Annotated in this window: 21 protein-coding genes; 6 read left to right on the top strand and 15 right to left on the bottom strand. The window is 43.9% G+C overall.

Annotated elements, in window-relative coordinates; translation table 11 throughout:
• Positions 1-107 precede the first annotated feature (107 nt).
• From ACT3RN_RS07120 to ndhC, 14 genes are all read right to left on the bottom strand, one after another.
• Positions 108-926: a ferredoxin--NADP reductase gene (locus tag ACT3RN_RS07120; protein ID WP_192519272.1), complete on the bottom strand. Its 819-nt coding sequence runs from the start codon at positions 924-926 to the stop codon at positions 108-110.
• Between the two features lie 377 nt (positions 927-1,303).
• Positions 1,304-2,782, bottom strand: coding sequence for an NADH-quinone oxidoreductase subunit NuoN (nuoN, locus tag ACT3RN_RS07115; protein WP_192519273.1), 1,479 nt, complete (start codon positions 2,780-2,782; stop codon positions 1,304-1,306).
• Between the two features lie 3 nt (positions 2,783-2,785).
• Positions 2,786-4,411 carry an NADH-quinone oxidoreductase subunit M gene (nuoM, locus tag ACT3RN_RS07110; protein ID WP_192519274.1) on the bottom strand — a complete coding sequence of 542 codons (1,626 nt, stop codon included), beginning with the start codon at positions 4,409-4,411 and terminating at the stop codon, positions 2,786-2,788.
• Between the two features lies 1 nt (position 4,412).
• Positions 4,413-6,287 carry an NADH-quinone oxidoreductase subunit L gene (nuoL, locus tag ACT3RN_RS07105; RefSeq protein ID WP_192519275.1) on the bottom strand — a complete coding sequence of 625 codons (1,875 nt, stop codon included), beginning with the start codon at positions 6,285-6,287 and terminating at the stop codon, positions 4,413-4,415.
• Between the two features lie 4 nt (positions 6,288-6,291).
• The gene (nuoK, locus tag ACT3RN_RS07100) at positions 6,292-6,600 is read right to left on the bottom strand and encodes an NADH-quinone oxidoreductase subunit NuoK (RefSeq protein ID WP_192519290.1); all 309 of its coding nucleotides are present in this window, start codon (positions 6,598-6,600) and stop codon (positions 6,292-6,294) included.
• A 98-nt stretch (positions 6,601-6,698) separates the two neighbouring features.
• Complete coding sequence (gene nuoJ / locus ACT3RN_RS07095) at positions 6,699-7,427, bottom strand: NADH-quinone oxidoreductase subunit J (protein ID WP_192519276.1); 729 nt, start codon at positions 7,425-7,427, stop codon at positions 6,699-6,701.
• On the bottom strand, positions 7,424-7,972 hold the full coding sequence (nuoI, locus tag ACT3RN_RS07090) for an NADH-quinone oxidoreductase subunit NuoI (RefSeq protein ID WP_192519277.1): 549 nt from the start codon (positions 7,970-7,972) through the stop codon (positions 7,424-7,426). The genes nuoJ and nuoI overlap by 4 nt, the downstream gene beginning before the upstream one ends.
• 55 nt (positions 7,973-8,027) lie before the next feature.
• A complete protein-coding gene (gene nuoH, locus ACT3RN_RS07085) occupies positions 8,028-9,071 on the bottom strand; it encodes an NADH-quinone oxidoreductase subunit NuoH (protein WP_192519278.1) in 1,044 nt (347 codons plus the stop codon).
• 1 nt (position 9,072) lies between these two features.
• Positions 9,073-12,201: an NADH-quinone oxidoreductase subunit NuoG gene (nuoG, locus tag ACT3RN_RS07080; RefSeq protein ID WP_192519279.1), complete on the bottom strand. Its 3,129-nt coding sequence runs from the start codon at positions 12,199-12,201 to the stop codon at positions 9,073-9,075.
• A gap of 10 nt (positions 12,202-12,211) precedes the next feature.
• A complete protein-coding gene (nuoF, locus tag ACT3RN_RS07075) occupies positions 12,212-13,636 on the bottom strand; it encodes an NADH-quinone oxidoreductase subunit NuoF (protein WP_192519280.1) in 1,425 nt (474 codons plus the stop codon).
• The gene (gene nuoE / locus ACT3RN_RS07070; protein WP_192519281.1) at positions 13,633-14,142 is read right to left on the bottom strand and encodes an NADH-quinone oxidoreductase subunit NuoE; all 510 of its coding nucleotides are present in this window, start codon (positions 14,140-14,142) and stop codon (positions 13,633-13,635) included. Before nuoE ends, nuoF begins: the two co-directional genes overlap by 4 nt.
• Before the next feature lie 188 nt (positions 14,143-14,330).
• Positions 14,331-16,106, bottom strand: a complete 1,776-nt coding sequence (nuoC, locus tag ACT3RN_RS07065) for an NADH-quinone oxidoreductase subunit C/D (protein WP_192519282.1) — start codon at positions 16,104-16,106, stop codon at positions 14,331-14,333.
• Between the two features lie 114 nt (positions 16,107-16,220).
• Positions 16,221-16,889, bottom strand: coding sequence for a NuoB/complex I 20 kDa subunit family protein (locus ACT3RN_RS07060; RefSeq protein WP_192519283.1), 669 nt, complete (start codon positions 16,887-16,889; stop codon positions 16,221-16,223).
• Between the two features lie 158 nt (positions 16,890-17,047).
• Positions 17,048-17,671: an NADH-quinone oxidoreductase subunit A gene (ndhC, locus tag ACT3RN_RS07055; protein WP_442073263.1), complete on the bottom strand. Its 624-nt coding sequence runs from the start codon at positions 17,669-17,671 to the stop codon at positions 17,048-17,050.
• Between the two features lie 48 nt (positions 17,672-17,719).
• On the opposite strand from ndhC, the gene ACT3RN_RS07050 reads away from it, so the two are divergent.
• The 6 genes from ACT3RN_RS07050 to argB all read left to right on the top strand — a co-directional run bounded on the left by ACT3RN_RS07050 (position 17,720) and on the right by argB (position 25,689).
• Positions 17,720-17,950 carry a hypothetical protein gene (locus tag ACT3RN_RS07050; RefSeq protein ID WP_192519285.1) on the top strand — a complete coding sequence of 77 codons (231 nt, stop codon included), beginning with the start codon at positions 17,720-17,722 and terminating at the stop codon, positions 17,948-17,950.
• A gap of 470 nt (positions 17,951-18,420) precedes the next feature.
• Positions 18,421-20,454 carry a UvrD-helicase domain-containing protein gene (locus tag ACT3RN_RS07045; RefSeq protein WP_192519286.1) on the top strand — a complete coding sequence of 678 codons (2,034 nt, stop codon included), beginning with the start codon at positions 18,421-18,423 and terminating at the stop codon, positions 20,452-20,454.
• Positions 20,455-20,552: 98 nt separating this feature from the next.
• On the top strand, positions 20,553-21,956 hold the full coding sequence (gene mgtE / locus ACT3RN_RS07040; protein ID WP_442073264.1) for a magnesium transporter: 1,404 nt from the start codon (positions 20,553-20,555) through the stop codon (positions 21,954-21,956).
• Between the two features lie 104 nt (positions 21,957-22,060).
• Complete coding sequence (gene dut, locus ACT3RN_RS07035; RefSeq protein WP_192519288.1) at positions 22,061-22,525, top strand: dUTP diphosphatase; 465 nt, start codon at positions 22,061-22,063, stop codon at positions 22,523-22,525.
• Positions 22,526-22,611: 86 nt separating this feature from the next.
• Positions 22,612-24,426 (top strand): phosphomannomutase, encoded by a 1,815-nt coding sequence (locus ACT3RN_RS07030; protein ID WP_442073265.1) that lies wholly within the window; start codon positions 22,612-22,614, stop codon positions 24,424-24,426.
• A 360-nt stretch (positions 24,427-24,786) separates the two neighbouring features.
• A complete protein-coding gene (gene argB, locus ACT3RN_RS07025; protein WP_192521000.1) occupies positions 24,787-25,689 on the top strand; it encodes an acetylglutamate kinase in 903 nt (300 codons plus the stop codon).
• 490 nt (positions 25,690-26,179) lie between these two features.
• Here the strand turns inward: argB and ACT3RN_RS07020 are convergent, their stop codons facing one another.
• A complete protein-coding gene (locus ACT3RN_RS07020) occupies positions 26,180-26,539 on the bottom strand; it encodes a hypothetical protein (protein ID WP_192521014.1) in 360 nt (119 codons plus the stop codon).
• Between the last annotated feature and the right edge of the window lie 69 nt (positions 26,540-26,608).

Raw genomic sequence — 26,608 nt, 5'->3', positions numbered from 1 at the left:
TATATAGAAACGTTGATCCTATAAGTTGCTTATTTAAATGCGACTACTCTTAAGAATCAACGTTTTTACAGCATCAAGCTTATAAGATAATCAAACTAGCCACATCTTTACCAGTAATTCTCTACCGCAATATTACCCTCACCGCGGCGATTCATAACCAACCCTAACGCCTTCAGTGCTTCTTTAGTATCTTCTACCATGTCAGGATTACCACATAGCATGACATGCGTACTATCGATGTCTAGTGCAATACCTGCCCACTGCTGTAGTGTGCCCTCTAATAATAGCTTTGGCAGACGTTCTGCTAACGCACCCTCGACCGGCTCACGGGTAACAATAGGAATAAAGGTTAATTTAGCAGGATTCTCCACCAATGAGCCAAACTCTTGTTGCAAGCTTTCAATCTTCTCAATATAAGCAAGCTCTTCTAGCGAGCGAGCGCTATAGGCGAGTACAATATGTTCGTAATCTTCCCACGTTTTCAAGTCTTGTAGCATCGATAAAAATGGTGCCAATCCTGTACCAGTTGCCAGTAGCCATAAATCTTTGGGCAGTGGTTTTTGATAACGTGCTAACGTCAAAAAGCCAAACGGTGTGGTATTTAGCAATAGCTCATCACCCACTTGTAGATATTGCAGCTGTGAGGTAAACGCACCATCAGGGATAACAATAGAGAAGAACTCTAATACCTCGTCAAAGGGTGAAGAAATAATAGAATAAGCACGAAAAATCTCTTCATCGGCAATATCATCACCTAAATTACCTTGCTGCTTATAATAGTTCAAATGACTAGGATTGACGCCCAAACGCACAAACTGCCCTGCAGTAAATTTAAAGCTGTCAGGACGGCTAACCGTAAAGCTAAACAAATTGGGTGTCCATGTGGTTTTACTGAGCACGGTTACTTTTTGAATATTGTCACTCATGGTAGTTAATCACTTATAGTTGGTAGTTAATTACTTATTTTTATTAAAGTCTAAGGTGTTTCCTCACTCCAAAAACGGAGATAAAAATCAGATAAATTGCCGTCAAACAAGAAAAACAGTATAGATAATATCGAAATATTAACCAGCTATTTGACGCTGTTTAGCAAAACTTAGCTATTTTTAGTTTGGTTAGAGAGCCATCGCTTTAATTTGAGTAGTGGCTCTGATTTTAAAAAACTGATTGTTAAAAATCTTATACGACACAAACAAAAAAAAGATGCGCCAAGCTTATCATAAAGCTGGCGCATCTTGGTTTCACAACCGTAACAGCAAACAAGGAACAAGTGCTGACTTATCTCATATCCCTAATAATGACACTACCAAATATGTGCCAAACTTGCCCATTCAATCATACTACTTGGCAAGATACCAAAGAGAATAATCACTGCCGTCACCGCAATAATCATGATACCACCCGTACGCATCGCCCATTGTCCAGAGACATCAAACTCAATAAACTGCTTAGGACGTTTGAAGAGTGTGAGCATGACGCGCAAGTAATAGAACAAGCCAATCGCACTACCTAAGATAATCATTGCCGCCAAGAACCAGTTGGTACCTTGTACTGCTGCCAATATCGCAAACATCTTAGTAATAAAGCCTGCTGTCAATGGAATACCAGCCAATGACAACATCATAATCGTCATTACTGCAGTCAGTATTGGACGACGCCAAAACAGCCCTTGGTAATGCGTGAGTTCATCCGCTTCTCCAGTAGCACGATAAGGGCTCGACATCAAGGTGACTACACCAAAAGCACCAATAGAAGTCAAGGCATAAACGACCATATACATACTTGAGATGCTGTCTGCTGCTCTACCAATACTCACGATTACGATAAGCACGTAACCCATATGGGCAATAGAAGAATAACCCAGTAGACGTTTCAGACTGGTCTGACGTACAGCCAGTAAGTTACCCACTAAGATAGATAAGGTCGCAATTACCATCAATAACATCTGTACCGATGGTAGTGCCAGCAACGCCGTATCAAGTAAGAATCGAACCGCTAATGCCATCATAGCTACTTTAGATACTGAGGCTAAGAACGTAGCGATAGGTGCTGGTGCACCTTCGTAAACATCAGGTGTCCACATGTGAAAAGGTGCGGCGGATAGCTTAAAGGCAATACCAAACATCATCATCGCCGCGCCCAGTATCAACAGTGGCGATTCAAAAATATTACTCAATTCCACGCTAATAGGCTTAAAGGCCAACGACCCTACTTCTGCATAAATAAATGCCATACCCATCAATAAAGTGGCTGACGCCGTCGCAGATAGCACTAGGTACTTTAGACCAGACTCTAGCGAGTTTTTACGCATATAGGTATATGACAGCATACCGTACAGTGGTATAGATAGCATCTCTAAGCTCATAAAGAATGACGCTAGATGCTGAGCACTGACCATCAGCAAAGCACCAATCGTCGATAACAACATGAGCAAATAAAGCTCTTCTTTATTATCTTTTAAATTGGTCAAATATGCATAAGATAACGTACAGCAAGCCAATGCACAGATAAAAATGATCACCATGTTAAACTGAGCAAAATTATCAATCACAAATAGCTGTTCAGCATTTGGTGCCAGAGTACCGCTATTGATAACACCAGTCATTTGACCAAGCAAAGTAAATAAACCAATGTTTAAACCAACGACGGTAACTGTGCCAGTAACCATATGTGAGCGTTTAATTGCGATGGCAATCATAACCACCAGTACTGTAATCACTACGGTAATGATTGGTGCATAAGGCAACAATCCCATCAAATCATTCATCGTAATATCATTCATGACTTAACGTGCCTCCATTGCATCAAGCAGGTGCGCCGCATCTACTTGTGTTACTTGACTATATACATACGCATTATTGATCCACTGCATCGCATGACTTGACGTATCAAGGAACGGCTGTGGGTACAGACCGAGCCAAACCAATCCAGCGGCCAATATGAGTAACAATGACAATTCACGTTTGCCCAAATCTTTTAGTTTACGCGGTGGTAGACCATGTGACTTGGTTTCTTGTATTGAAACCGCTTCAATATTATTTTTACCAAATAATGCGCGGTGAATGAGAATAAGCGAATACAAACCTGCCAATACCAAACTGAATGTGGCAAGTACCACAAATACCGGATATTGTGCAAATGAGCCAAATAGAATCATAAATTCGCCAATAAAGTTACCAGTACCAGGGATACCAAGCAACGCAGCACAGAAGAACATCAATATCGGTGCATAATAGCGGAACTGTCCCCACATACCACCCATCAAGGTCAAATCACGTGTATGCAAGCGCTCATACAACTGGCCAGCCATAATGAACAACGCCGCTGAGCTCAGGCCATGTGCAAGCATCTGAATCATCAAACCTTGCAAGCTGAGTAAGGTACCAGCATAGATAGCCAAGACCACAAAACCCATGTGCGAAATACTGGTATAAGCCAATAAACGTTTCATGTCGGTCTGCATAAAGGCCAGCCATGCACCATAAAAGATACCAATCGTACCTAAAGTTATGGCGATGGGAGCAAACTCTTGTGATGCTGCTGGAAATAATGGCAAGACAAACCGAATCAAGCCATATGCTGCCGTCTTAATCAAAATACCTGCTAAATCTACCGAACCTGCTGTCGGCGCCTGCGCATGCGCATCAGGCAACCAGCCATGGAAAGGTATAATAGGCAACTTCACCGCAAAACCAACAAAGAAACACAGCATGATTGGATATTCCCAACCACCAAGTGACGTACCAAGCAAGTCATTATAGTTAAAACTCACCACACCTCTTTGGGCGTAACTAATAATAACTAACATCAAAATACCAATGAGCATGATAAGCCCAGAAGCTTGGGTATAAATGAAGAACTTGGTAGCCGCATATTCTTTGGTTTTACCAACGACATCATGACCCCAAATCGCGATCAAGAAGTAGATAGGAACCAGCATCATTTCCCAAAAGAAGAAGAATAAGAACATATCAATAGCTAAGAAAACACCAATGACACCGCCCAAACTCCATAGCAAGTTCAGATGAAAAAAACCAACTCGACGCTGAATTTCATTCCACGAACACGCCACTGCCGCAATACCCAGAAATGCTGTCAAAGCGACCATCAGCAAAGACATACCATCTAATGCTAAATGAAAGCTGATACCAAAACTCGGTATCCATGGCACACTAAATTCTGCGACCCACGGCAGATTGGCACTTGGCCCAATCACTTGCTTGCTCATCCCGCTAAAGTCACCGTAATGCCATAGCACTAGGGACAGTACAAAAGTCAGCATCATGCCAATCAAGGCAATCCAGCGCGGTAGACGTTTATTAAACCGCTCGACCAACCAACATAGCAATCCTGCAATAAAAGGAATTGCAATTAATGCTGGTAGCATCCACGTTTGTTGTAACTCAATCATCTTATACCACCGTCATCATTACCAGCACCAACAGCACAGCCATACCCAAGCCAAAGCTTGTAGCATAACCTCGAAGTGACCCTGTTTGTGTCGCAGACAACATCTTATTACCCGCTGATGCCAGCTTAGGTAGGATGAGCCACGTTTTATCAATAGGGTCGGCTTTAAGTAAGCGGCCGATGAACAAAAAGGGTTTTACAAAAATTATGTCGTATAACGCATCAAAACCTAAGCCATGATAACACCAGTGATATAACGCACCACCAATACGTGAGCGCTTAAAGCTGGTCAGCATTCGACCTTTATCTGCGACATATAGGAATGCCGCCAATATTAGACCTGCAGCCATCGCACCCATGGCGATATATTCTGCTGTGTGCTTAGCATGTGCTTCACCGGCAACTTCTAATAAGTGCCCAACACTCTCTGGTAGTACTCCTTGCAATGGCGGTGTAATCCATGCACCAATGGCAGTAGATAGCACCAATAATATTGTAAGAGGTAACCAGTACGACATACCAGACAGCTTATGCGCAGGTGTTTTCTCTTCACCAAAGAAAACAATCCAAATCATACGGAACGTATAAATCGCAGTTAAGAAGGCACCAAACACACCCATGTAGAATAATACGAGATGACCTGTGGCATAAGTTTCCCAAAGAATCGCTTCTTTAGAATAAAAACCAACGGTGACCCAAGGTATCGCTGCAAGTGCGCCGCCACCGACTATATAGCACCAAAATACCAATGGTATCTTTTTGCGTAAGCCGCCCATCTTAAAAATATCTTGTTCATGATGTACCGCAAGAATGACCGCACCTGATGACAAGAACAATAAGGCTTTAAAGAAAGCATGCGTCATCAGATGGAAGATTGCCCCTTGCCATGCACCAACGCCCAATGCCAAGAACATATAGCCAATTTGACTCATCGTTGAGTAGGCAAGAATACGTTTGATATCAGTCTGTGCCAACGCACAAAATCCAGCAACAACCAACGTCAAGGCCCCTACACCGCCGACCCAATACAATAAAAGACCAGGGGTCAGCTCAAACAACGGATGTAGACGGGCAATTAAATAAACCCCTGCCGTGACCATCGTTGCTGCGTGAATCAATGCTGATACTGGTGTTGGACCCGCCATCGCATCGGCAAGCCATGTATGTAATGGTAGCTGTGCTGATTTACCCATCGCGCCGCCAACCAACATCATCGTTGTCAACATCATCGTTGGGTTATTGATATCGAACACTTCTGGCGCACGAGTAATAATCTCTTGAATATTAAGTGTGCCAAATTCACGGAACAATAAAAACAGACCAAAGGCTAAGAATACATCGCCGACACGTGTAACCGTAAAGGCTTTCATTGCCGCAAGACCATTGGCCCTATCTTGGTAATAAAAACCAATTAGCAAGTATGAACAAAGACCCACGCCTTCCCAACCGAGATAAAGCAAAAACAAATTATCGGCTAGTACCAGTAACAACATACTGGCAACGAATAAGTTCATATAGCTAAAAAAACGTCCAAATCCAGTTTCACCCTTCATATACCAAGCGGCAAACAGGTGAATCAGGAAACCAATGCCAGTGATAACACCCGTCATCGTCAGAGTTAAGCCATCAAAGCTCAAGCCAAAACTTGGCGCAAAATCACCGACTTGGAACCACGTCCAAAGCGGTATCTCTACGACCGTTCCTGCTGGATTGGTGGTCAAAAAAGTATAACTAACGACTAGTGTGCATAGTGCTGATAACAGCATACTACCCACACCGACAATCGCTGCCACCTGCTCCGTTAACTTATCGCGCATAAAGGCTAAGATCAAAAAGCCAACGAGCGGGAATATAAAGGTTAATGGTAATAAACTCATGACATCATCCTTTCATCTCATTGGCGCTATCGACATCAAGATGCCCACGCTGATGATAAAACCGCAATAATATTGCCAAACCAATGGCAGCCTCTGCTGCTGCTAATGTCAAAATAAAGATAAACATAATCTGTCCATCCGGATCGACCCAACGACTACCTGCCACTACAAATGCTAGAGCTGCCGCATTCATCATGATCTCAAGACTCATTAGCATAAATAAAAAATTACGCCGTACCATGACCCCGCACAGACCAATAGCAAATAAGATACCTGCCAGAATCAATCCGTGGCTCATAGGTATCATACCCAGTACACTTTGTGCCTCAGCCACAGGCTGTACTAAGCCTGCCACCTCATGGGCAAACGGCACATTCGCAACATCTTGTGCCACGCTCGCTGCTAGTACCATTAGTCTGACTCCTTGCGTGCAACTTTCTTCACACCTACCTGCGTGCCCACATTCATACTGACATAGTCATGCGGGTCTACTTCTTTATATTCGTATGGTTCGGCCATTTTTACCGTATCATTATCGGTTTGTGTCGTATGTTCGTATTGCTTAATACTACCGACACTAGGTCTGAATGCCTGACTAGCGTTGCTTTCAACTTCATCATCTATAGACTCTTTGCCTAAATGATAAGCAGCAACTAACGCCGCTAACAATAGTAATGCTGCCACTTCTATCAGCATCACGTATTTAGTAAATAACACAGTGCCCACTTCTTTGGCCGAAATAGATGTCACGCCAATCATCGCTGTTTCATCATGATTGAGACCAATCATCGCATAAAGCACAACCGCAATAATGAGCGTCAGTCCTGTCGGTATCGCCCAAGTGCCCGCATCTAGCCAACGTTCTTCACGCTCATCATTACTCATACCTAAATTGAGCATCATGATAACAAAGACGAATAGCACCATAATGGCACCGGCATAAACAACGATCTCTAGGGCTCCTGCAAATGGGGCTCCTAGCACAAAAAAGATACCAGCAATCGCCAGTAATGACACAATCATCGATAAAATAGCATGCACTGGATTGGCTTGGGTTACCACGCGTAGGCTGGCAAATATAGCCACTGCAGCGAGCGAATAAAATCCTGCCAGTTCAGGATGGTTCAAGATATTCATCATGGCAGCAAGCTCCTTAGATCAATCGGTGCAGCTTCATTTTGTGCTGCGCCTTTTGGTTTGTCCGCTACCGCCATACCCGTCACACGATAATAGTTATAATCCGGATATTTACCTGATCCTGAAATGAGCAAGTGCTCTTTTTCATAAACCAAATCTTGGCGCTTATATTCGCCTAACTCAAAGTCAGGCGTCAATTGAATGGCTGTCGTTGGACAAGCCTCCTCACACAATCCACAAAAAATACAACGTGAAAAGTTAATTCGAAAAAACTCTGGATACCAGCGGCCGTCATCACGCTCTGCTTTCTGTAGTGAAATACAGCCCACAGGACACGCTACAGCACACAAATTGCAAGCAACGCAACGCTCATCACCATCCGGGTCACGCGTCAGCACAATACGCCCACGAAAACGTGGCGGGACTGGTACAGGCTCTTCTGGATAAAGGATGGTATCGCGTGGTCTAAGCGCATGACTATTGACCATCCACATACTGCGAACAATGGTAAATATACCAATGACGGTCTTTTTTATGGTAGTAAACATGGGATTATTATCCTTATCAGCTTTACCCTAGTTCATCAATGATGGCTAGTGATGACTACAACGTTGGGGAAAAGATCAAAATGACTGCAGCAGTAATCAACAGATTAATCAACGTTACTGGCAGACAAACTTTCCAGCCAAAATTCATCACTTGATCATAGCGCGGACGCATGAGTGAGCCTCGAGCCAAAACAAACAGCGTCATAAAGAACAGCGTTTTAATCATGAACCAAAAAGCTGGTGGAATAAATGGAATATCTAAATTAAACGGCGCAAGCCAACCGCCAAAAAATAAGCAGGTCATCAATGCAGAAATCAACACGACATTGACATACTCACCGATAAAGAACATACCGAATTTCATACCAGAATATTCAACATGATACCCTTCGGCCAGCTCTTGCTCTGCTTCTGGCTGATCAAATGGATGCCTATGCGTAACGGCCACACCAGCTACTACAAAGGTCAAAAACCCAAAAAACTGTGGAATGATATACCAGCCATCCACTTGCGCTTCGACAATAGCACGCAAATTAAACGAGCCAGTCAATGCAACCACACCCATCAACGACAAACCTAAGAAAACTTCATAACTGATGGTTTGTGCCGCTGAACGCAGACCACCCAATAACGAGAACTTGTTGGCAGATGCCCAACCACCGAACATCACGGCATAGACAGCAATACCAGCCATAGCAAAGAAAAATAGAATACCAATATCCCAATCAACCACGCCAAGCGTTGGCGAGATAGGAATGATGGCAAATGAGGCCAATGCAGTAAACATCGCGACCGCAGGTGCCAACGTAAACATAAACTTATCGGTAAAGTTCGGCGTCCAATCTTCTTTAAAGAAGATTTTGAGCATATCAGCAACCAGCTGTAGTGAACCAAATGGGCCCACACGGTTTGGACCATAACGATCTTGCCATAAGGCCAACATACGGCGCTCATAGATAATCATCATCGCCGCAACCAATACCACGACTAAGAAGATAACCAGTGACTGACCAACCAGAAATAAGATGGACCAGGCATCAAAGCTCAGACTTCCTGCCAAAAAGCTTGGCACATCAGGGATAATACGGGTAACTTGCATATTACACCTCCTGTGTGGTGGTAGGCGCTGCGTTTATCTGCGCTGCATCGTTATTGTTAGTGCCATTGCCAGCACCATTATTTATCAAAGTGCTGTCATTAGCCATGCTGCCCATCATAGTGATTGGTGCATCAACTTTACGTACAGACGCTGGCATCGATGGGTGAATGATACTCACCTGCCCGACTGGATAACCGATACAACCTTCTGCTAAATAACCAACAATCTGTACAGGCAAGGTGATTTGTTGCTTATCAATCTCAATTGCCAAATAATCGCCATTAGCAATATTCCAGTCCTTAGCGTCATCCATACCGATACGCCATGTAGCCACAGGTAGTTGCTCTGCGACGATTGGACTGCGTGAGGCCATCATCGAGCTAGCATAAATATTATGGATAGGCACCAACTTGGCTTGTCCTTGTTGCATATCAGTTGTCGTCACAGACATTGCTTCTGGCGCAATATATTGACGTGTTTCTAGACGTGCTAGCTGATCAAATAAGCGTACGCCTGGATCACCATTTTTCAGATGGCCGCCAACTTTGTCTTGGTACTTGTTCCATGCTTGTGGTGAGTTCCAACCTGCCGCACTGGCAAAAGGAATCATCGAGCTTGGCGTTTGCTTACCGCTATAACCTTCCATTGAGAAGGTCAAACCGGTGTCTAAATCTTTTGGCTGCATCGGCTCATGCACGGATATCGGCGCACGCATAGCGGTACGACCTGAATAGCGGCGTGGCTGACGAGCAATTTTAAGACCAGTCATACGGTAATCAGCATCAGGAGCAGCACCTTTAATACCAGCAAGCTTAGGATGCGTAGCGATTAATGCCTTGATGACATCATCTAGCTGTGTCCAATCAACATCACGACCTTCAATGCTACTATGCACTGCATGTAACCAGCGCCAGCCTTCTTTGATGCTACTCATCGGATGATAATATTCATTGTCATAAACTTGGAAGAAACGCTGCGCACGGCCTTCAGCAGAGATTAGCGTACCATCTGCTTCAGCAAAGCTTGCCGCAGGTAATACAATATCAACATCTTTGTGCCAATCAAGTAGCTGATGATCCAGTGCAATGACAGTTTTATCAGATAATAGCTGCGTCAATTTATTGGCATCGATGGCATCAGTCAGCTGATTTTCAGCGACTATCACCACATCGAAATCAGTCGCTAACAATTCTTCAACTGATTGCCCGCCAAGCATACAAACACCCATACTATTAGCATCGGTAACCGTTAAATAGATACCTGCTTGTGCATGATACTTATTGTTTACTTCTTTTAATTCGAGCGGTTCGGCAGGTGCGCGTTCTACATCATCTTGCGCTTCTGTATTCACGCCCGTTTTAGGTTTGTTCGGTTTCGCAGATAAATCTTTGTCTTCTTCAGGTTGGTCGTCAGCAGCTTTTGCTTGAGCCGCATGGACTTTGGCATTATGAGCCTCAACTTGATGCTGTTCAGTCGCTTTAATTGCTGAACGTTTTTGCGTCAATGCTTGAGTAATCTGCGCCGCTGCTTCTATCAATGCGGTAGACGATAAGCTACTACCTGAAATGACCAACGGCTTGTCCGCTTGAATCAAGTCATAAGCGATTTGCTGCGCCAACGCTTGCATCCCATCAGTCTCATTACTGGCATCAGTACTAGTATCAATATTAGCATCTTGCTCAGCCGCTTGTGGATCTACTATTTCTAATAAATCATCAGCGAAACTAGCAATCTCAGCAGCAACCTTAAAGCCAAGCTTAGTGATATCTTCAGGCGTTGCGACTACGCTGACTTTACTGATGTCTTCGAGCTTAGTCTGAGTCACATCGATGACATAGACAGGACTTAAGGCATCTTGAGCAATACGTTTAACAGGCTCTGCAAGCCACGGCTGCGTTTTTAATGCTGCCGCCATTTTTAGGCCTTCGTTTTTTGCGGCTTGGCGTACTGACAATGCAACACGTGATGAGGTTTGAGTGATATCTTCACCCAATACCAATACCGCATCATAACTTTCGATATCTGTCATGCTAGGATTATAAATGCCTTCCGTACTCAATACTTCGATGCATTTATTGACCAGTGCTTGCTGCTGATGGTTCAAACCAGTTGAAAACTTATCAAAGCCCACCAAGTTTTTTAGCGCAAAGTTGGTCTCTAGACTGGCACGAGGTGAGCCAATACCAATGACTTTTTTATCTTTGATACGTTTGATGGTTTCATCAAGTGCATAATCGATATTTATTTTGACATGCTTATCATTGATACGTTCAAGCGCTTGGATAGGACGATCGTCACGGTTGACATAGCCATAGCCAAAGCGACCACGGTCACATAAGAAATAGCGGTTTACTTCACCGTTATAGCGGTTTTCGATACGGCGCAATTCACCATAACGCTCACCTGGTGAGATGTTACAACCAGCCGAACAACCATGACAAACGCTTGGTGCATACTGCATATCCCATTTACGGTTGTAACGCTCAGAATGCGTTTTATCAGTAAAAACACCTGTTGGACACACTTCGGTTAAGTTGCCTGAGAACTCGCTCTCAAACTGACCATCTTGGTCGCGACCAAAATAGACGCGGTTGTTTGAGCCATAGACGCCTAAATCTTCGCCGCCCGCATAGTCTTTGTAAAAACGTACACAGCGATAGCAAGCGATACAACGGTTCATCTCATGTGCGATGAACGGACCAAGCTCTTGGTTGTGATGCGTGCGTTTGGTAAATCGATAGCGACGACGATTATGACCAGACATATAGGTCATATCCTGCAGATGACAATGTCCACCCTCTTCACAAGTTGGACAGTCATGTGGATGGTTGGTCATGAGTAGCTCAACCATTGATTTACGGAATGCTTTGGCTTCATCATCAGTGACCGAGATGTACATGTCATCGCCAGGGGCGACCATACATGACATCACGAGACGACCGCGACCCGCTTCCATATCTTCTTTGTTTTGAAACTGCTTGACCGCACACTGACGGCACGATCCTACTGAACCAAGAGCTGGATGATAACAAAAATAAGGCACATCAATGCCGAGCGATAAACAAGCTTGTAACAAGTTATCTGCGCTATCTACTTCGACAGTGGTTCCATCAATATGTATGACTGCCATGCCGCTCTCCTTATTTCACTACTGGCTGTTGGTTGGCTGCAGCATCAATAATATCGACACCAACCGCCTGCGCGATTTTTTGATCAAATTCAGGACGGAAATATTTAATCGCACTCATTAGTGGCTCCATCGCACCTGGCGCATGCGCACAGAAAGTTTTACCAATCCATAAGTCACGTGTAAGGCCCTCTAATTTTTCCAAATCACCTGTCTGCCCCTCACCATCATTGATGGCAGTAAGCAGTTTGACACCCCACGGCAGACCATCACGGCATGGTGTACACCAACCGCAAGATTCACGCTGAAAGAAAATCTCAAGATTACGAACCAGTGGCACCATATCTTGTGCTTCATCCACCACCATAATCAGTCCTGTACCCATACGACTACCAGCTTTTTGAATAGTGTCAAAATCTACTATGACATCTAAATGTTCGGCTGTTAAAAAGTCAGTCGATGCGCCACCTGGTAGCCATGCTTTAAGCGTTTTACCATCAATCATACCGCCCGCCAAACCTTCAATGATTTCGCGTGCGGTATAACCAAAGGGCAATTCCCACAGACCAGGATCATTGACCAATCCTGAACAGCCAAATAGCTTAGTACCTGGTGTTTTGCTAGTACCTTTGATATCCGATAGCGACTGGTACCACTCTACGCCATGGTTTAAGATGGCGGGCATATTGCTCAAGGTCTCAACGTTATTGACAACGGTTGGGCGGCCCCACGCACCAGAAATTTGCGGGAAAGGCGGTTTAGTACGTGGATTAGCACGTCGGCCTTCTAGACAGTTAATAAGTGCCGTTTCTTCACCGCAAATATAGCGTCCAGCACCCGTATGCACATGCAGGTTAAAACTAAAATCTGAGCCTAAAATATTATCGCCCATGAGGTTGTTAGCCAAGCACTCATCAATGGCAGCAACCAAACGCTCAGCGGCCAAAATGTACTCACCACGAATAAAGATATAACCATCGGTTGCACCAATGGCATGCGCGGTAATAAGCATACCTTCAATCAACTGAAGCGGTAGACGCTCCATTAATAGACGGTCTTTAAAGGTACCCGGCTCCATCTCATCGGCATTACAGATAAGATAGCGAGGTAAACCATCTGGCGGTGACATAAACGTCCATTTCAAACCAGCATTAAAGCCTGCACCACCGCGACCTCTGACGTTAGCAGCTTTAATCATATCGCCGACGGCTTTAGGCGATTGACTTAAGGCCTGCTTTAAGCCATCAAAACCTTTTAGAGATTCGTAAGTGGCCAGATCTAGCACCGCATCATGATGTGCTAGACGCCACGTTAACGGTTTGGTTTCGCTAGTGGCTGTGGCTTTATCACCATAAATTGGAATGCGCTGCTCATTAAGCTGGCTTGGTGCCTTGCCTTGGCTACGTTGAGCAATCTGCTCTGAAAGCGTTAATCTCATGCGTATAGCTCCAATAATTGCGCGACCTCGGAGGGTTGGACAGGACCATACGTGTCTTCATCAATCAACACAGCAGGCCCTTTATCACAGTTACCTAAGCAGCAAATTGGCAATAATGTAAAGCGCCCATCTGCCGTTGTTTGACCATATTCAATACCCAGCTGCGATCTAATTTCAGCCGATAACGCCTCATAGCCTGTCAAAAAACAAGCCACTGAATCACAAATAAGGATAACGTGGCGACCAACAGGCTGACGATAAATACGGTTAAAGAAAGTAGCGACCCCATCCATATCTGACATTGGAATATTTAAAATATTAGCAATGGCGTTCACCTGCGCATCATCTACCCAACCGTTACGCTTCTGCACGATTTTTAGTGCATCTAGTGAGGCGGCACGGGCTTGTGGATAATGGTGCATAAACTCATGGATAGACGCAATTTCCTCGCTAGTGAGAATGCTTTCCACATCTACTTTTGGCATTTTATCGGAAACAATTTTCATAGTTTTCTATCTGTCCTCACTCATCACACTTCATCACCGAATAGCAATAGCCTTAACAGACTTATGAATATCGCTATACCGCAACATATCAGCATTTTGGTGTGCCATTCGGCAATGATATATTGATAATATGTGTCTTTTTAATAACTATAATTTTTCACTCAAAGCACTAGGCTTAAATCAAAGCGTTAGCGATCACAATCTGCCATCACAATATCAATTGATGCCAAATACATGATGGCATCAGAGACGAGCGAACCATTAATCACTGACGGCATCTGCTGTAAATGTGCAAATGTCGGCGTACGGATACGGGTACGATAGCTCATCGTCGCCTTATCTGAGGTGATGTAATAACTATTTAGACCTTTAGTCGCCTCGACAATCGTCGTACACTCGCCCGCTGGCATCACAGGACCCCAAGATACTGAGATAAAGTGATTAATAAGAGTTTCAATATCGTTTAAGGTACGGTCTTTCGGCGGCGGTACAGCTAGTGGATGATCCGCTTTATAAGGGCCTTGTGGCATATTATCCATACACTGGCGAATAATACGTAACGACTGACGCATCTCTTCGACTTTTACCATACAACGATCATAAGCATCACCGTTGTAACCAACTGGCACTTCAAAATCATAATTCTCATAGCCCATGTATGGACGTGCTTTACGTAGATCAAAATCGACGCCTGTCGCACGTAGACCTGCACCAGTCACACCCCAAGCAAGCGCTTGCTTAGCATTATACTGAGCAACCCCTTGAGTACGGCCTTTGAGCACACTGTTTTGCAATGCGGCTTTGACATACTCGTCCAAGCGTTTTGGCATCCAATCTAAGAACTCTCGAACCAGACGCTGCCAGCCACGTGGCAAATCGGCAGCGGTACCGCCGATTCGGAACCAAGCGGGATGCATCCGATAGCCTGTCACCGCTTCGATGACATCATAGGCTTTTTGGCGATCGGTAAACATATAGAACACAGGGGTCATACCACCTGCATCCTGAATGAAGGTACCGACAAACAACAAGTTATTGGTAATACGGAAAAACTCACTCATCATCACACGGATGGTTTCAGCGCGCGGTGGAATCTTAATCCCTGCAAGCTTCTCAACTGACATGATATACGGAAGCTCGTTCATCACGCCGCCGAGGTAGTCAATACGGTCGGTATACGGAATAAATGAGTGCCAAGTTTGACGCTCGGCCATTTTTTCTGCACCGCGATGGTGATAGCCAATATCAGGGATACAATCGACGACTTCTTCGCCGTCGAGCTGTAGTACCAAACGGAATGCACCATGAGCTGAGGGGTGGTTAGGACCAATGTTCAAGAACATAAAATCTTCATCACGACCTGAACGTTTCATACCCCACTCTTCTGGGACAAAACGCAAGTTCTCTTGCTCGTATTGTTGCTTAGCAGTATTCAAGAAATACGGGGTAAATTCAGTCGCACGCGCATGATACTCTTTACGCAGTGGATGACCTTCCCAGTATTTTGGTAATAAGATACGCGTTAGATGCGGATGGCCTGTAAAAACAATACCAAACATGTCCCACACTTCACGCTCATACCAGTTGGCATTTGGCCAAATCTGGGTGGCGCTAGGCACATTGACATCGTCTTCGCTCAATGCAACCTTGACACGCACATCACTATTACGCTCAAGTGACATCAAGTGGTAAAACACTGTAAAGTCACTATCAGGTAACCCCGCGCGATGCTGACGCAGACGCTCATCTATGGCTGATAGGTCAAATAACATGACATAGGGTTTTGGCAGCTTGCGCAAGAATAAGAGAATATCGAGTAAGTCAGCACGTGCAACCCACACTGTTGGAATCTCATCAACAGTGTGCTGCACGACAAATTTACCGGCATACTTATGCTCTAGCTCTTTGATAACTGCTGGAACAGGTTTGATCTTAGGATCTGTGTTTTCGACTACCGTGACCATGAATGATGTATTCCTTCATTAATCATAACTGATTCATCATAACTACACTGTGATGAGCGTATAAAACGTTGACGTTGTTGCTATGGTTATTACTATCAATCTAAACGCACGAGCCTAAATACTGTCTGGGCTACGTAAGTTTTTAACAGCGATACGATCTGCTTGCTTACGATCGCGCTCAGGTGTCATCTGTGGCTGATAGACGCCTTTTTCGTTGACATAAGCACCTAACGGACGACGCTCTTTAGTAATGGACTCTTGTAACAACATCAAACCTTGGATTAGCGCTTCTGGACGCGGCGGGCAGCCTGGCACATAGACATCGACTGGAATAATTTTATCCACGCCTTGTACGACTGAGTAGATATCATACATGCCGCCAGAGTTGGCACAGGCACCCATTGAGATAACCCATTTAGGCTCAAGCATTTGCTCATAAAGGCGCTGAATAACCGGCGCCATTTTGACAAAGCACGTACCAGCAACGATCATCACATCTGCCTGACGAGGCGACGCACGAATAACTTCCGCGCCAAAGCGTGATAAGTCATGAACAGCGGTTAAGGTAGTGGCATATTCGACATAACAGCAAGAAGTACCAAAGTTAAATGGCCAGAGTGAGTGCTTGCGCCCCCAGTTTGCTGTTGAATGAACAAGGTCTTCGAGACGACCCATAAAGACGTTTTTATTGACTTCATCTTCGATAGGGTCATTGACCGTTTGAGTGGTCTGTGCAGGATACTTCTCTGCATCAGGGTTGGCTTTTGTTAATGTGTATTTCATAACATACAACCTTTATATTAGACGTAGTGTGACAATCATCTTGTCCTCGCTATCGCCTTAACTTCTATTATTAATAAGCAATCATCAATACAAACACGTCTTCACACTTCTACTATTAGCGCTTGATAAGCTGTTGCCAACTAAGACAAACTTAATATCTAACGTTTCACGTTGTCTTTTTGAGCAGACGCCGCAAAATCCACAGACGTAACATTACCTGTGGTATTAATGTGATCGATGTTTTCTAGATGATGACGATTGATTTCAATATTGTTTGATACGTTAATCTGGCCTGAAGACTGTGCTGGCACTTTACCCGTGGGATCAACCATTAACTCATGAGCACCGTCAAACTTGGTGATGTCTGCTAGATTAAAACCAGCAGGTGCTGCGTATAAACGTACTTTTTTGCGCAGCTTATCAGCAGGTGCCCAACTCATCGCACCCAAACTTAGCTCGTATATTAAACCGATGATGAGAATAGTAATAAAGATGGCAGCAGCAGCAAAACCAAGCCACCCCGCCTCACGTACTGACACGGCGTAGGCATACAAATAGAGCGCTTCTAGATCAAAGATAACAAAGAAGATAGCCACCAAATAAAATTTGGCAGACAAACGAATACGGGCGTTGCCAGCTCCGACAACACCCGCTTCAAATATTTCTTCTTTTTGTGAGCCTTGAGAGCGACCACCAAGCAAACGTGGTACGACTAGCATAAAGACAACTAGCCCAATGGCGGCTAAGATAAAAGCTATTGCTGACCAATTAAAAGCAGACATGATAATACGTGCTCCTCACCCAATCGAGTGTTAAGCGCAGCGCAAGTAATGACCTCTCAAGGTCATCTAGCGACAGGCGTAACCCAGACGAAAACACAAGTAACTGTCATTGAGTCGCTGTATGTAAGCAACTATTTTAAGTACTGTGCTGGTAACAACCAATTATCAAGCTTATTGACGACGATGTCAGACGAGACCAATAAAGGGATTCCGATATCGCACGGACAAAAAGGCTGGTCGCCTAACGCATCTTTTAACAACGTAAGATCAACTTATTAAATCAATATCATATTCGACTATTTACTTAATTGATTTAATAGCTCATTACACGTAGTCAACAATGACAAGACAACTGGCATAAATTATTTACGTACTATACGCATTTCAGCGTCTAAAAGCTAGTTTTTAACTGTATTGAACGGTCATTTTATATGCAAAAAAAATATGTTTTTTGCAACAACAGTTATGATATATAGGTTACCTTATATTGAGTACAAATCCATGTTTTCAATCATGAGTAGTAATGACGCCTTATAAAGCAAAGATTTGATGCATCTAAACCCCATTTTCGACACTCAACTCCTCACCCAAAGCACTGACTTTTGCTTTATAATAGCCCACTTGATTTTATTAAATAATTTTTAATTAAAACATCATTAGGGCAGCCATTTTAGTGATACGCCTCGCGTACATCTTAATACCGCTATCAGCACTACCTTCTTTTTTGCTTTTGTCTTACAGGTCACGTTATGAGTCAACTTAATCCCAAACAATCCGAGGCCATGCTCTACGTCTCCGGTCCATTACTGGTATTGGCTGGTGCCGGCTCTGGTAAGACATCGGTCATTACTCGTAAGATTGCTTATCTGATCCAAGAGTGCGACATGCCTGCTGAGCGCATCACAGCAGTGACTTTTACCAATAAAGCTGCTCGTGAGATGAAAGCGCGGGTAAGCAAATTGCTACCCAGCGAAAAAACGCGTGGTCTAACTGTGTCGACCTTTCACCAATTTGGGCTGCAGTTTTTGCGCTATGAGCTGATTCACACCCCTCTAAAAGGCAATTTTTCCATCATGGACAGTGACGATAGTAAGCGTCTACTGATGGAGCTAATGATGCGTGACAATCTAAGCGGCGCAGAAAGTCGCGAACTGGTTGGCAAAGCAATAAAAATGATTTCTGATTGGAAAAATGATCTGATAGAGCCCGACAAGGCGATGGAAACCTTAGACGATCCAGAAGAGATGATCTTTGCTACCTTATATGCACTATATGAGCGTAATTTACGGGCTTATAATGCGGTCGATTTTGATGACTTAATTGTCTTGCCAACTAAGATACTGCGTGAGAACAGAGAGCTACGTGATAAGTGGCAAAACCGTATTCGCTACCTTTTAGTCGATGAGTATCAAGATACCAATACCGCTCAGTATGAGATGATCAAACATCTAGTTGGTCCACAAGGTCGTTTTACCGTGGTGGGTGACGATGACCAATCTATTTATGCATGGCGCGGTGCGAAGCCTGAAAACATGGGATTGCTAAAAGAAGACTTTCCAAAACTAAAAATCGTCATGCTTGAGCAAAACTATCGCTCAACCACGCGTATTTTAACTTCAGCCAACGCCGTCATTACCAACAATGAGCATTTATTTGAAAAGAAACTATGGTCGGATAAAGGTCAAGGCGAAAAAATTCGGATTATTAATTGCCGTAATGATGATGACGAATCCGAGCGTGTGGCAAAAGAGATCGTCACGCATAAGCTGCGTTTCGGTAATGAGTGGGAGCAATATGCCGTTCTGTACCGTAGTAATTTTCAAGCGCGGATGCTAGAAGCACAGCTGCGACAGTTACAAGTGCCTTATAAGTTATCTGGTGGCCAATCTTTCTTTGCACGTAGTGAAATCAAAGATATCATGGGCTATCTACGCTTGATTTTGAACCCTGAAGACGATAGTGCTTTTTTGCGGATTATTAATACACCTAAGCGTGGTATGGGACCGGCGACGCTCGAAAAGCTTGGCTTGTTTGCACAGGAGCACAGCATATCGCTACTGGCTTCCTGTACCCATGCAGGTCTGTCTCATGTCTTGCCATCGAAGGCTTATGGCACAATAAAAGAGTTCGGTGACTTTATCGAGCACTATACACGTGAGTTAGACCAACATCCTGACCCAGTTCCTATTGTCCGTCAGATGATCGATGAAACAGGTTATATTGATTTTGTGCGTAGCGACTCTAAAACCCCGCAACAAGAAAAAAATCGCATCGACAATATCGATATGCTCTACACCAGTATTCAATCTTTGATTAACCGCGCGGAAGAAGATGAAGATCGCACGATTGATACTATTATTCGTAAGCTAGTATTGTTGGATATGCTTGAGCAGCAGCAAGAAGAAGAGAACACCAATAAAGTCAACTTGATGACCTTACACGCGGCCAAAGGTTTGGAATTTGACTTTGTTTATATCATGGGCCTTGAAGAAGAAATGCTCCCACACCGCAACTCTATCTTGAGTGAAACGATAGAGGAAGAACGTCGCTTAATGTACGTAGGCATTACTCGTGCTCGGCGTGAGCTAACATTGACATTAGCAACGCAGCGCCGTGCAGGTGGGCAGATGCGTGTTACCTCTGAATCGCGATTTTTAGAGGAGCTACCAGAGGATCATATCGACTGGCCCGCCAAAGCCAAAAAGAAAAAAGCAACCAAAGATCCAGAAGCCGTGGCTGATGAATATTTGGCGAATATTAGAGCGTTATTAGGTAATCGCTAATATGCATCAACACACTTAAACAATACGACCAAAACTAAGCCAACAATTAATGTTTTAGTCATTGCTACTATTTGCAGTTTTAAAAATCAGGAATTTTTATGCCTACTTCTATGCCTGATCAAGATCAACCTTCTTCACTACAAATAGATTATAATTCAGCTGAACACAACGCTGAATATAAACTGCTGTATCTACAAGGTTTGGTTGCTGACAAGGCATATGCAGCCATTACTGAGTTTTTAGAAAAACAGTCAGAATACGAAATTGCCAACCTGCTAGAGTCTTTTCCGACTCAAACCCGTCTACTAATTTGGGCACAAGTTCCAGAGAGTATCAAGGGTGAAGTCCTTGCTGAGTTAGATGTTGATACCCGCCAGCCCTTAATGGAAAACATCTCTTCAAGAGAGATCTCTCTATTTACCCAAGACCTCGATGCACAAGATATCTCTGAGATTTTGGACACGGTGACCGAGAGTGTGCGAACCTCAGTCATGGCGACCTTAGACGAAGATATCCGAGTTCAGGTCAACAGACTAGACACCTATGTCGACTGGGAAGTCGGTAGCTATATGGATCCTGATATTATTCAGGTAAGAGAAGACATCACGCTTGCAGAAGTACAAAACTGGCTACGGGAAAACGATGACTTACTCGATGATGAAAGCCAAGAGCTGTTGGTTGTAGATCAAAGCCAACAGTTACTTGGACTATTGAGTTTGGTTGATTTGATTAAACACCCCCAATCCACTTTAGTATCCGATTTGATTGATGCGGCTGTTACTATTAATGATCGACTAGATATCCAAGATGCTGCAGCGATTTTTCGTTCAGAAGATATTCGCTTTGCTCCCGTGATTAATAGCTATGGCGAGCTAGTCGGTCAATTAAATGGCGAAGACATCATGGAAATCATCCAAGATGATGTCGATAGCACCATGAAAAACCTTGCGGGTGTCAGTCAGGACGAAGAGCTGTTTGCACCAATTTTGACCAGTGCCAAAAGTCGTAGCGTTTGGTTAGGCATCAACTTGTGTACCGCGTTATTAGCAGCGGCGGTCATTGGACAATTCGAAGAAGTATTGGCGCAAGTCGTGGCGCTCGCGATACTTATGCCAGTTGTCGCTAGTATGGGTGGTATCGCCGGTTCTCAGACACTGACAGTTGTCATACGCGGTATGGCGATGGGTCAAATCGGTGGTTCTAACCGTGTATGGCTGTTAAACAAAGAGCTGTGGGTCGGCGCCATCAACGGTATTATTTGGGCAATAATTATGGCATTTATTGCCCAACTGTGGTTTCATGACATCAAAATTAGTGCGGTCATTGGCTTGGCTATTGCCATTAATATGACAGCTGCAAACGTATCAGGTATCAGTATACCGTTAGTGCTAAAACGTATGAATATCGATCCTGCGCTATCTGCTTCTGTTATCCTGACGACCGTGACGGACATTGTCGGCTTTATGTCATTTTTAGGCTTAGCCAGTGTGTTGATACTATAATCAAACACTAAACTGTAAAAATGTCATTACTATTCAACAGACCCTAAATCACCTTTGCCCAAAATTATCATTTTAAAACCCTGAAATCGTTAAGTGAGTGCATTATGCAAGCTGTACAAGTAAAAGTCGTTAATCCAAAAATCACCGAAGATGAAGCATTTTCACTTCCGACTCGTGCCACTGATGGCAGTGCAGGTATCGACTTGCGTGCGTGTATTGATGAGCCATTGACCATTAAAGCCGGTGACACACATTTGATTGGTACTGGGCTCGCCGTTTATATCCAAGACCCTAATTATGCAGGTATGATCTTGCCGCGCTCTGGTCTGGGTCATAAACATGGTATCGTTTTGGGTAATCTAGTCGGGCTAATCGATGCTGATTATCAGGGCGAGCTGATGGTTAGTATTTGGAATCGCAGTAACGAAGACTTTGTGCTTAATCCAGCAGAGCGTATGGCGCAATATATCGTCGTACCGGTTGCTCGTCCTGAGTTTTCAGTGGTAACAGAATTCAGTGATGTAAGCGTCCGCGGTGCCGGTGGGTTTGGACATTCAGGTCGTCAGTAGTCAATGATCAGTAGCTATTACTGATTTGTTATTTTATTTTTTGTCTATCTCAAAGAGATTAACCACGATAATAAGGAGAGTAAGCAATGCCATCTTTTGCTGCGCAGCAATCCTTGTTTCGTGCTTATGATATTCGTGGTTCACGCCAGTATTTCACTACTGAGTTTATACAAGCATTGGGGCATGCTTTTGCCCATCGTTATAGCGCACTATCTACTTCGTTAGACCATAAGCTCCCAAATGATGCCTGTGCGCATAATACTGAATTGAAAGATATTAGCTCAACAAACAGTCTGATAACTCAAAACCAAAACAATAAAGACACCATTATCGTGATTGGTTACGATGCGCGTATCGGTAGCGATATGATTGCGCAAAAAATTGCATCTATATTGACTCATCATAATTTACAAGTTATCCAGTTAGGTTTGGTCACGACACCTATGATGGTTTTTTGGGCTGAGCGATATCAGGGGCACGGTATCATTGTGACCGCCAGTCATTCTGCAAAAGAGATTTTAGGCATCAAGTGGTTGGTCAATCATCGCTCGCCCAGCAGTGCAGAGATTCAGCTGTTTTATCAGCAGCTCCTGCATCGCCAGCAGGCATCAATCGATGCAGAATACAACCGTGCTATGCAAGCGAATGGCCTTAAAAACCATCCGCAGGATACATGCTTACCTGCTGAGCAAATAGCAACGGCTTATATTGCCGCTATTGACCAAGTTTTTCAGAAAATTCATCAATCTAAACCACAACCTTCAAACAAACGACCGTCAAACAACCAGCCCTCTACCAAGCTTGATTTTCGAATGGTTATCGACTGTATGCATGGGGCGACCAGTCTCATCGCTCAACGTTTATTTGCCCATTTCTGCCAAGATATTGTCATGCTCAATGACACACCAGACGGCAACTTCCCCTCTGGAAATCCGGATCCTACCGAACCTCATCGTCTCAAACTATTACAGCACAGCGTACAACAACATCAAGCAGACATAGGTCTGGCGTTTGATGGTGATGGTGATCGCCTAATGATCGTGGATAATAACGGCAAAGTCGTCTCGCCTGACCATCTACTGTACTTACTGGCGCAATTGACGCTCGCTGAACATCCTGACATGTTATCTCCAAAAAATTCTGTAGATTCATCATTCAAGCCTCAGATCGTTTTTGATATAAAATGCTCTCATCACCTCTCAACGCTTTTGTCTGAGCTTGGTGCCACACCTGTCATCAGTCGCACAGGTAGCAGTTTTATGCGCCAGCAGTTACAGTACTCTGCTGGTGAAATTGTCTTTGCTGGTGAGTTATCAGGACATTTTATATTCAACGATAGCCGTTTTATTGTTTATGATGACGCCATGTATGCCGCTCTACGACTGCTGCACTGGTTAGCAGCGAATGGCGTTGGACGCGGTAAAAAATCACTGACAGATATTACGGACGACCTACCTGCGATGGTCAGTACTGCGGATCATTACTTACCGATGCCAAAGACTTTGGGGGCGGAGTATTCAATCGTAGAACAGCTCTCCCAATTCTGTCGTTATTTACGCCAACTGTTAAAGGCGACATCAGCAGATTCTGACCATCATTTGATCAACACTGATTCGCTAGTAGATTGTCATTGTTCCGTGATTGAGCCTCATCTAACCCTCAAACAAGCCAGAGACTTAATGCCAGTAGGAACAACGCTAAGCTGTATCGATGGCGTTCGTTTGGATTTTGCACATGGCTTTGGTGTGCTGAGACAGTCAAACACCAGTCACCATCTGACAGCACGCTTTGCTGGCGATAGCATTGATCAGCTAAGAGCCATTCAGGAAAAATTTGCCACACTATGTCGCCCATTTGACAAAGAGCTGGCTGCACAGATTGTCGCGATTCCTGCTGAATAACTAGGGCGTGTTGAACATTCAAATGTGGTGCTGGCAGTGACTATTTTTTAGACAATATGCAGTGAAATTTTTGATGCCTAGTCATTCTAGGTTAAACAACTTCGCCATGTATTGGCAAAAAAAAGTACTGCCCTGAAAGGCTGATGCTAAAATCACCCCAAACGTCGTTACAAGCCTAGTTAAGGTCTCGACATTATCGTCGGCTTGCGCCTAGTTTGGTGCAATTTTAGCGATCAGCAGCCCTAATATTTGAATGTTCAACACGCCCTATATGTCACAAACTGTTTTATATAGGCACTAACCTGTATCAAGAAACACAATATAACCAACCCGCTCAACACTGTACTTTAGGAGTTTTTAATGACGCTTAATTTAGATGATGCCAAAATAACCGCTGAAGTATTGACCACAGCCCTACCTTATATTCAGCGCTTTGTCGGTAAATTGATCGTGGTCAAATATGGTGGCAATGCCATGACTGACCCTGCACTTGAAAGCTCATTTGCCCGTGATATTGTGTTGCTAAAAACCGTTGGCATGCATCCGGTAGTCGTACATGGTGGTGGTCCACAAGTCGATAACTTGTTAAAAGAGCTTGGCCGTCAGTCTGACCGTATTGATGGGATGCGCGTTACTGATAAAAGTACTATGGATATCGTCGAGATGGTGCTAGGTGGCGGCGTCAATAAATCTATTGTTAGCCTGATTAATAAGCATGGTGGCCGAGCCATTGGTTTAACAGGCAAAGACGCTAACTTAATCCAAGCAAAAAAACTGGTCATGGAAAAAGTGGGCGAAGATGGTGTCGCTGTCCCTGTCGATCTAGGGTTTGTCGGTGATGTGGTCAGTGTTAATAAAGACGTGATTAATATGCTTATTTCGTCTGACTTTATTCCGGTCATCGCACCGCTTGGCGTCGATAGCGAAGGTCACACTTATAATATCAATGCTGATCTAGTCGCAGGGAAAGTCGCAGAATTCTTGCAAGCCGAAAAATTGATGTTACTGACCAATATCAAAGGTGTATTGGGTCGTGATGGTCAAGTCGTCACTGGGCTGACGCCGAAGAAAGTGGATGGACTGATTGAAGATGGCACTATCTCAGGTGGCATGATTCCTAAAATTCAGTGTGCGCTTGATGCCGTACGTAGCGGCGTAAAAAGCGCTGTCATTGTCGATGGCCGTGTGCCCCATGCCACCTTGCTTGAGATCTTTACCAACGAAGGTGTCGGTACCTTAATCAGTCGTGAATTAGATGCATAATTGAGCCAACAGCCTACGATTATTTGCATGAAAAATCTTCGTATGAAAAGTATTAGCATAAAAAACACTAGTATAAAAAAGCCCGAGCTTGGTATCCAAGCTCGGGCTTTTTAACTGTCTATCAATTTTATGATCTATTAGGGCGTGTTGAACATTCAAATGTGGTGCTGGCAGTGACTATTTTTTAGACAATATGCAGTGAAATTTTTGATGCCTAGTTATTCTAGGTTAAACAATTTCGCCATGTATTGGCAAAAAAGAGTACTGCCCTCCACTCGAGCATAGCTCTCGCCTTGCAAACGGGCAAAGCAGTGCTTTGCTGGATCTGTTCTCAAGGCTGATGCTAAAATCACCCCAAACGTCGTTACAAGCCTAGTTAAGGTCTCGACATTATCGTCGGTTTGCGCCTAGTTTGGTGCAATTTTATCGATCAGCAGCCCTAATATTTGAATGTTCAACACGCCCTAACATTCATTCAAACAAGATGAATTTAATAAGCACAGAACTCAACAGAACTATGGTGACTATTGCCATAAATCTTCATATAGTGGTTGCCTTTACTCTCAGTAATGTAAGACGTTTCATTATCATAGCGGTCACCGTCCAATCGACCACTTGGCCCTGAGACGTAAGCCATATTGATACGATCATCGCCAACATTACGAATCACTAAGTTTTGGTCTGCTGCGAGCCATAAACGAAACACTTTTCCATCTTTGATATTGCCTGTAAAGTTACCGCAATAGCTGTCTTTTGCAAAGGTTACTTTAGTTGATGAGTCTGCCGCCTGTACGCTTGTGGCCATTATAGGTGCTGCTGCAAGCGTAGCCATCAGTAATAATTTTTTCATCATTCTATCCTCGAACATTAGGGTCTATTGAACATTCAGATACCGTGCTGATAGCACATTTAAACATTC

It is taken from the genome of Psychrobacter sp. AOP5-GZ1-6, from assembly GCF_052376345.1.
Taxonomy (GTDB): domain Bacteria; phylum Pseudomonadota; class Gammaproteobacteria; order Pseudomonadales; family Moraxellaceae; genus Psychrobacter.
The sequence above is the reverse complement of the archived record's forward strand: the minus strand, read 5'-3'. Positions and strand labels throughout refer to the sequence as shown.

Coding starts and splice junctions, on each gene's coding strand:
- ACT3RN_RS07120 (WP_192519272.1), bottom strand. CDS start 926: ATGAGTGACAATATTCAAAAAGTAACCGTGCTCAGTAAAACCACATGG.
- mgtE (WP_442073264.1), top strand. CDS start 20,553: ATGCCTACTTCTATGCCTGATCAAGATCAACCTTCTTCACTACAAATA.
- nuoG (WP_192519279.1), bottom strand. CDS start 12,201: ATGGCAGTCATACATATTGATGGAACCACTGTCGAAGTAGATAGCGCA.
- ACT3RN_RS07045 (WP_192519286.1), top strand. CDS start 18,421: ATGAGTCAACTTAATCCCAAACAATCCGAGGCCATGCTCTACGTCTCC.
- nuoC (WP_192519282.1), bottom strand. CDS start 16,106: ATGGTCACGGTAGTCGAAAACACAGATCCTAAGATCAAACCTGTTCCA.
- nuoH (WP_192519278.1), bottom strand. CDS start 9,071: ATGCAAGTTACCCGTATTATCCCTGATGTGCCAAGCTTTTTGGCAGGA.
- nuoM (WP_192519274.1), bottom strand. CDS start 4,411: ATGATTGAGTTACAACAAACGTGGATGCTACCAGCATTAATTGCAATT.
- nuoI (WP_192519277.1), bottom strand. CDS start 7,972: ATGTTTACTACCATAAAAAAGACCGTCATTGGTATATTTACCATTGTT.
- ACT3RN_RS07050 (WP_192519285.1), top strand. CDS start 17,720: ATGACCTCTCAAGGTCATCTAGCGACAGGCGTAACCCAGACGAAAACA.
- ACT3RN_RS07020 (WP_192521014.1), bottom strand. CDS start 26,539: ATGAAAAAATTATTACTGATGGCTACGCTTGCAGCAGCACCTATAATG.
- nuoL (WP_192519275.1), bottom strand. CDS start 6,287: ATGAGTTTATTACCATTAACCTTTATATTCCCGCTCGTTGGCTTTTTG.
- argB (WP_192521000.1), top strand. CDS start 24,787: ATGACGCTTAATTTAGATGATGCCAAAATAACCGCTGAAGTATTGACC.
- nuoN (WP_192519273.1), bottom strand. CDS start 2,782: ATGAATGATATTACGATGAATGATTTGATGGGATTGTTGCCTTATGCA.
- ACT3RN_RS07030 (WP_442073265.1), top strand. CDS start 22,612: ATGCCATCTTTTGCTGCGCAGCAATCCTTGTTTCGTGCTTATGATATT.
- nuoE (WP_192519281.1), bottom strand. CDS start 14,142: ATGAAAATTGTTTCCGATAAAATGCCAAAAGTAGATGTGGAAAGCATT.
- ndhC (WP_442073263.1), bottom strand. CDS start 17,671: ATGTCTGCTTTTAATTGGTCAGCAATAGCTTTTATCTTAGCCGCCATT.
- dut (WP_192519288.1), top strand. CDS start 22,061: ATGCAAGCTGTACAAGTAAAAGTCGTTAATCCAAAAATCACCGAAGAT.
- nuoJ (WP_192519276.1), bottom strand. CDS start 7,427: ATGATGAATATCTTGAACCATCCTGAACTGGCAGGATTTTATTCGCTC.
- nuoF (WP_192519280.1), bottom strand. CDS start 13,636: ATGAGATTAACGCTTTCAGAGCAGATTGCTCAACGTAGCCAAGGCAAG.
- ACT3RN_RS07060 (WP_192519283.1), bottom strand. CDS start 16,889: ATGAAATACACATTAACAAAAGCCAACCCTGATGCAGAGAAGTATCCT.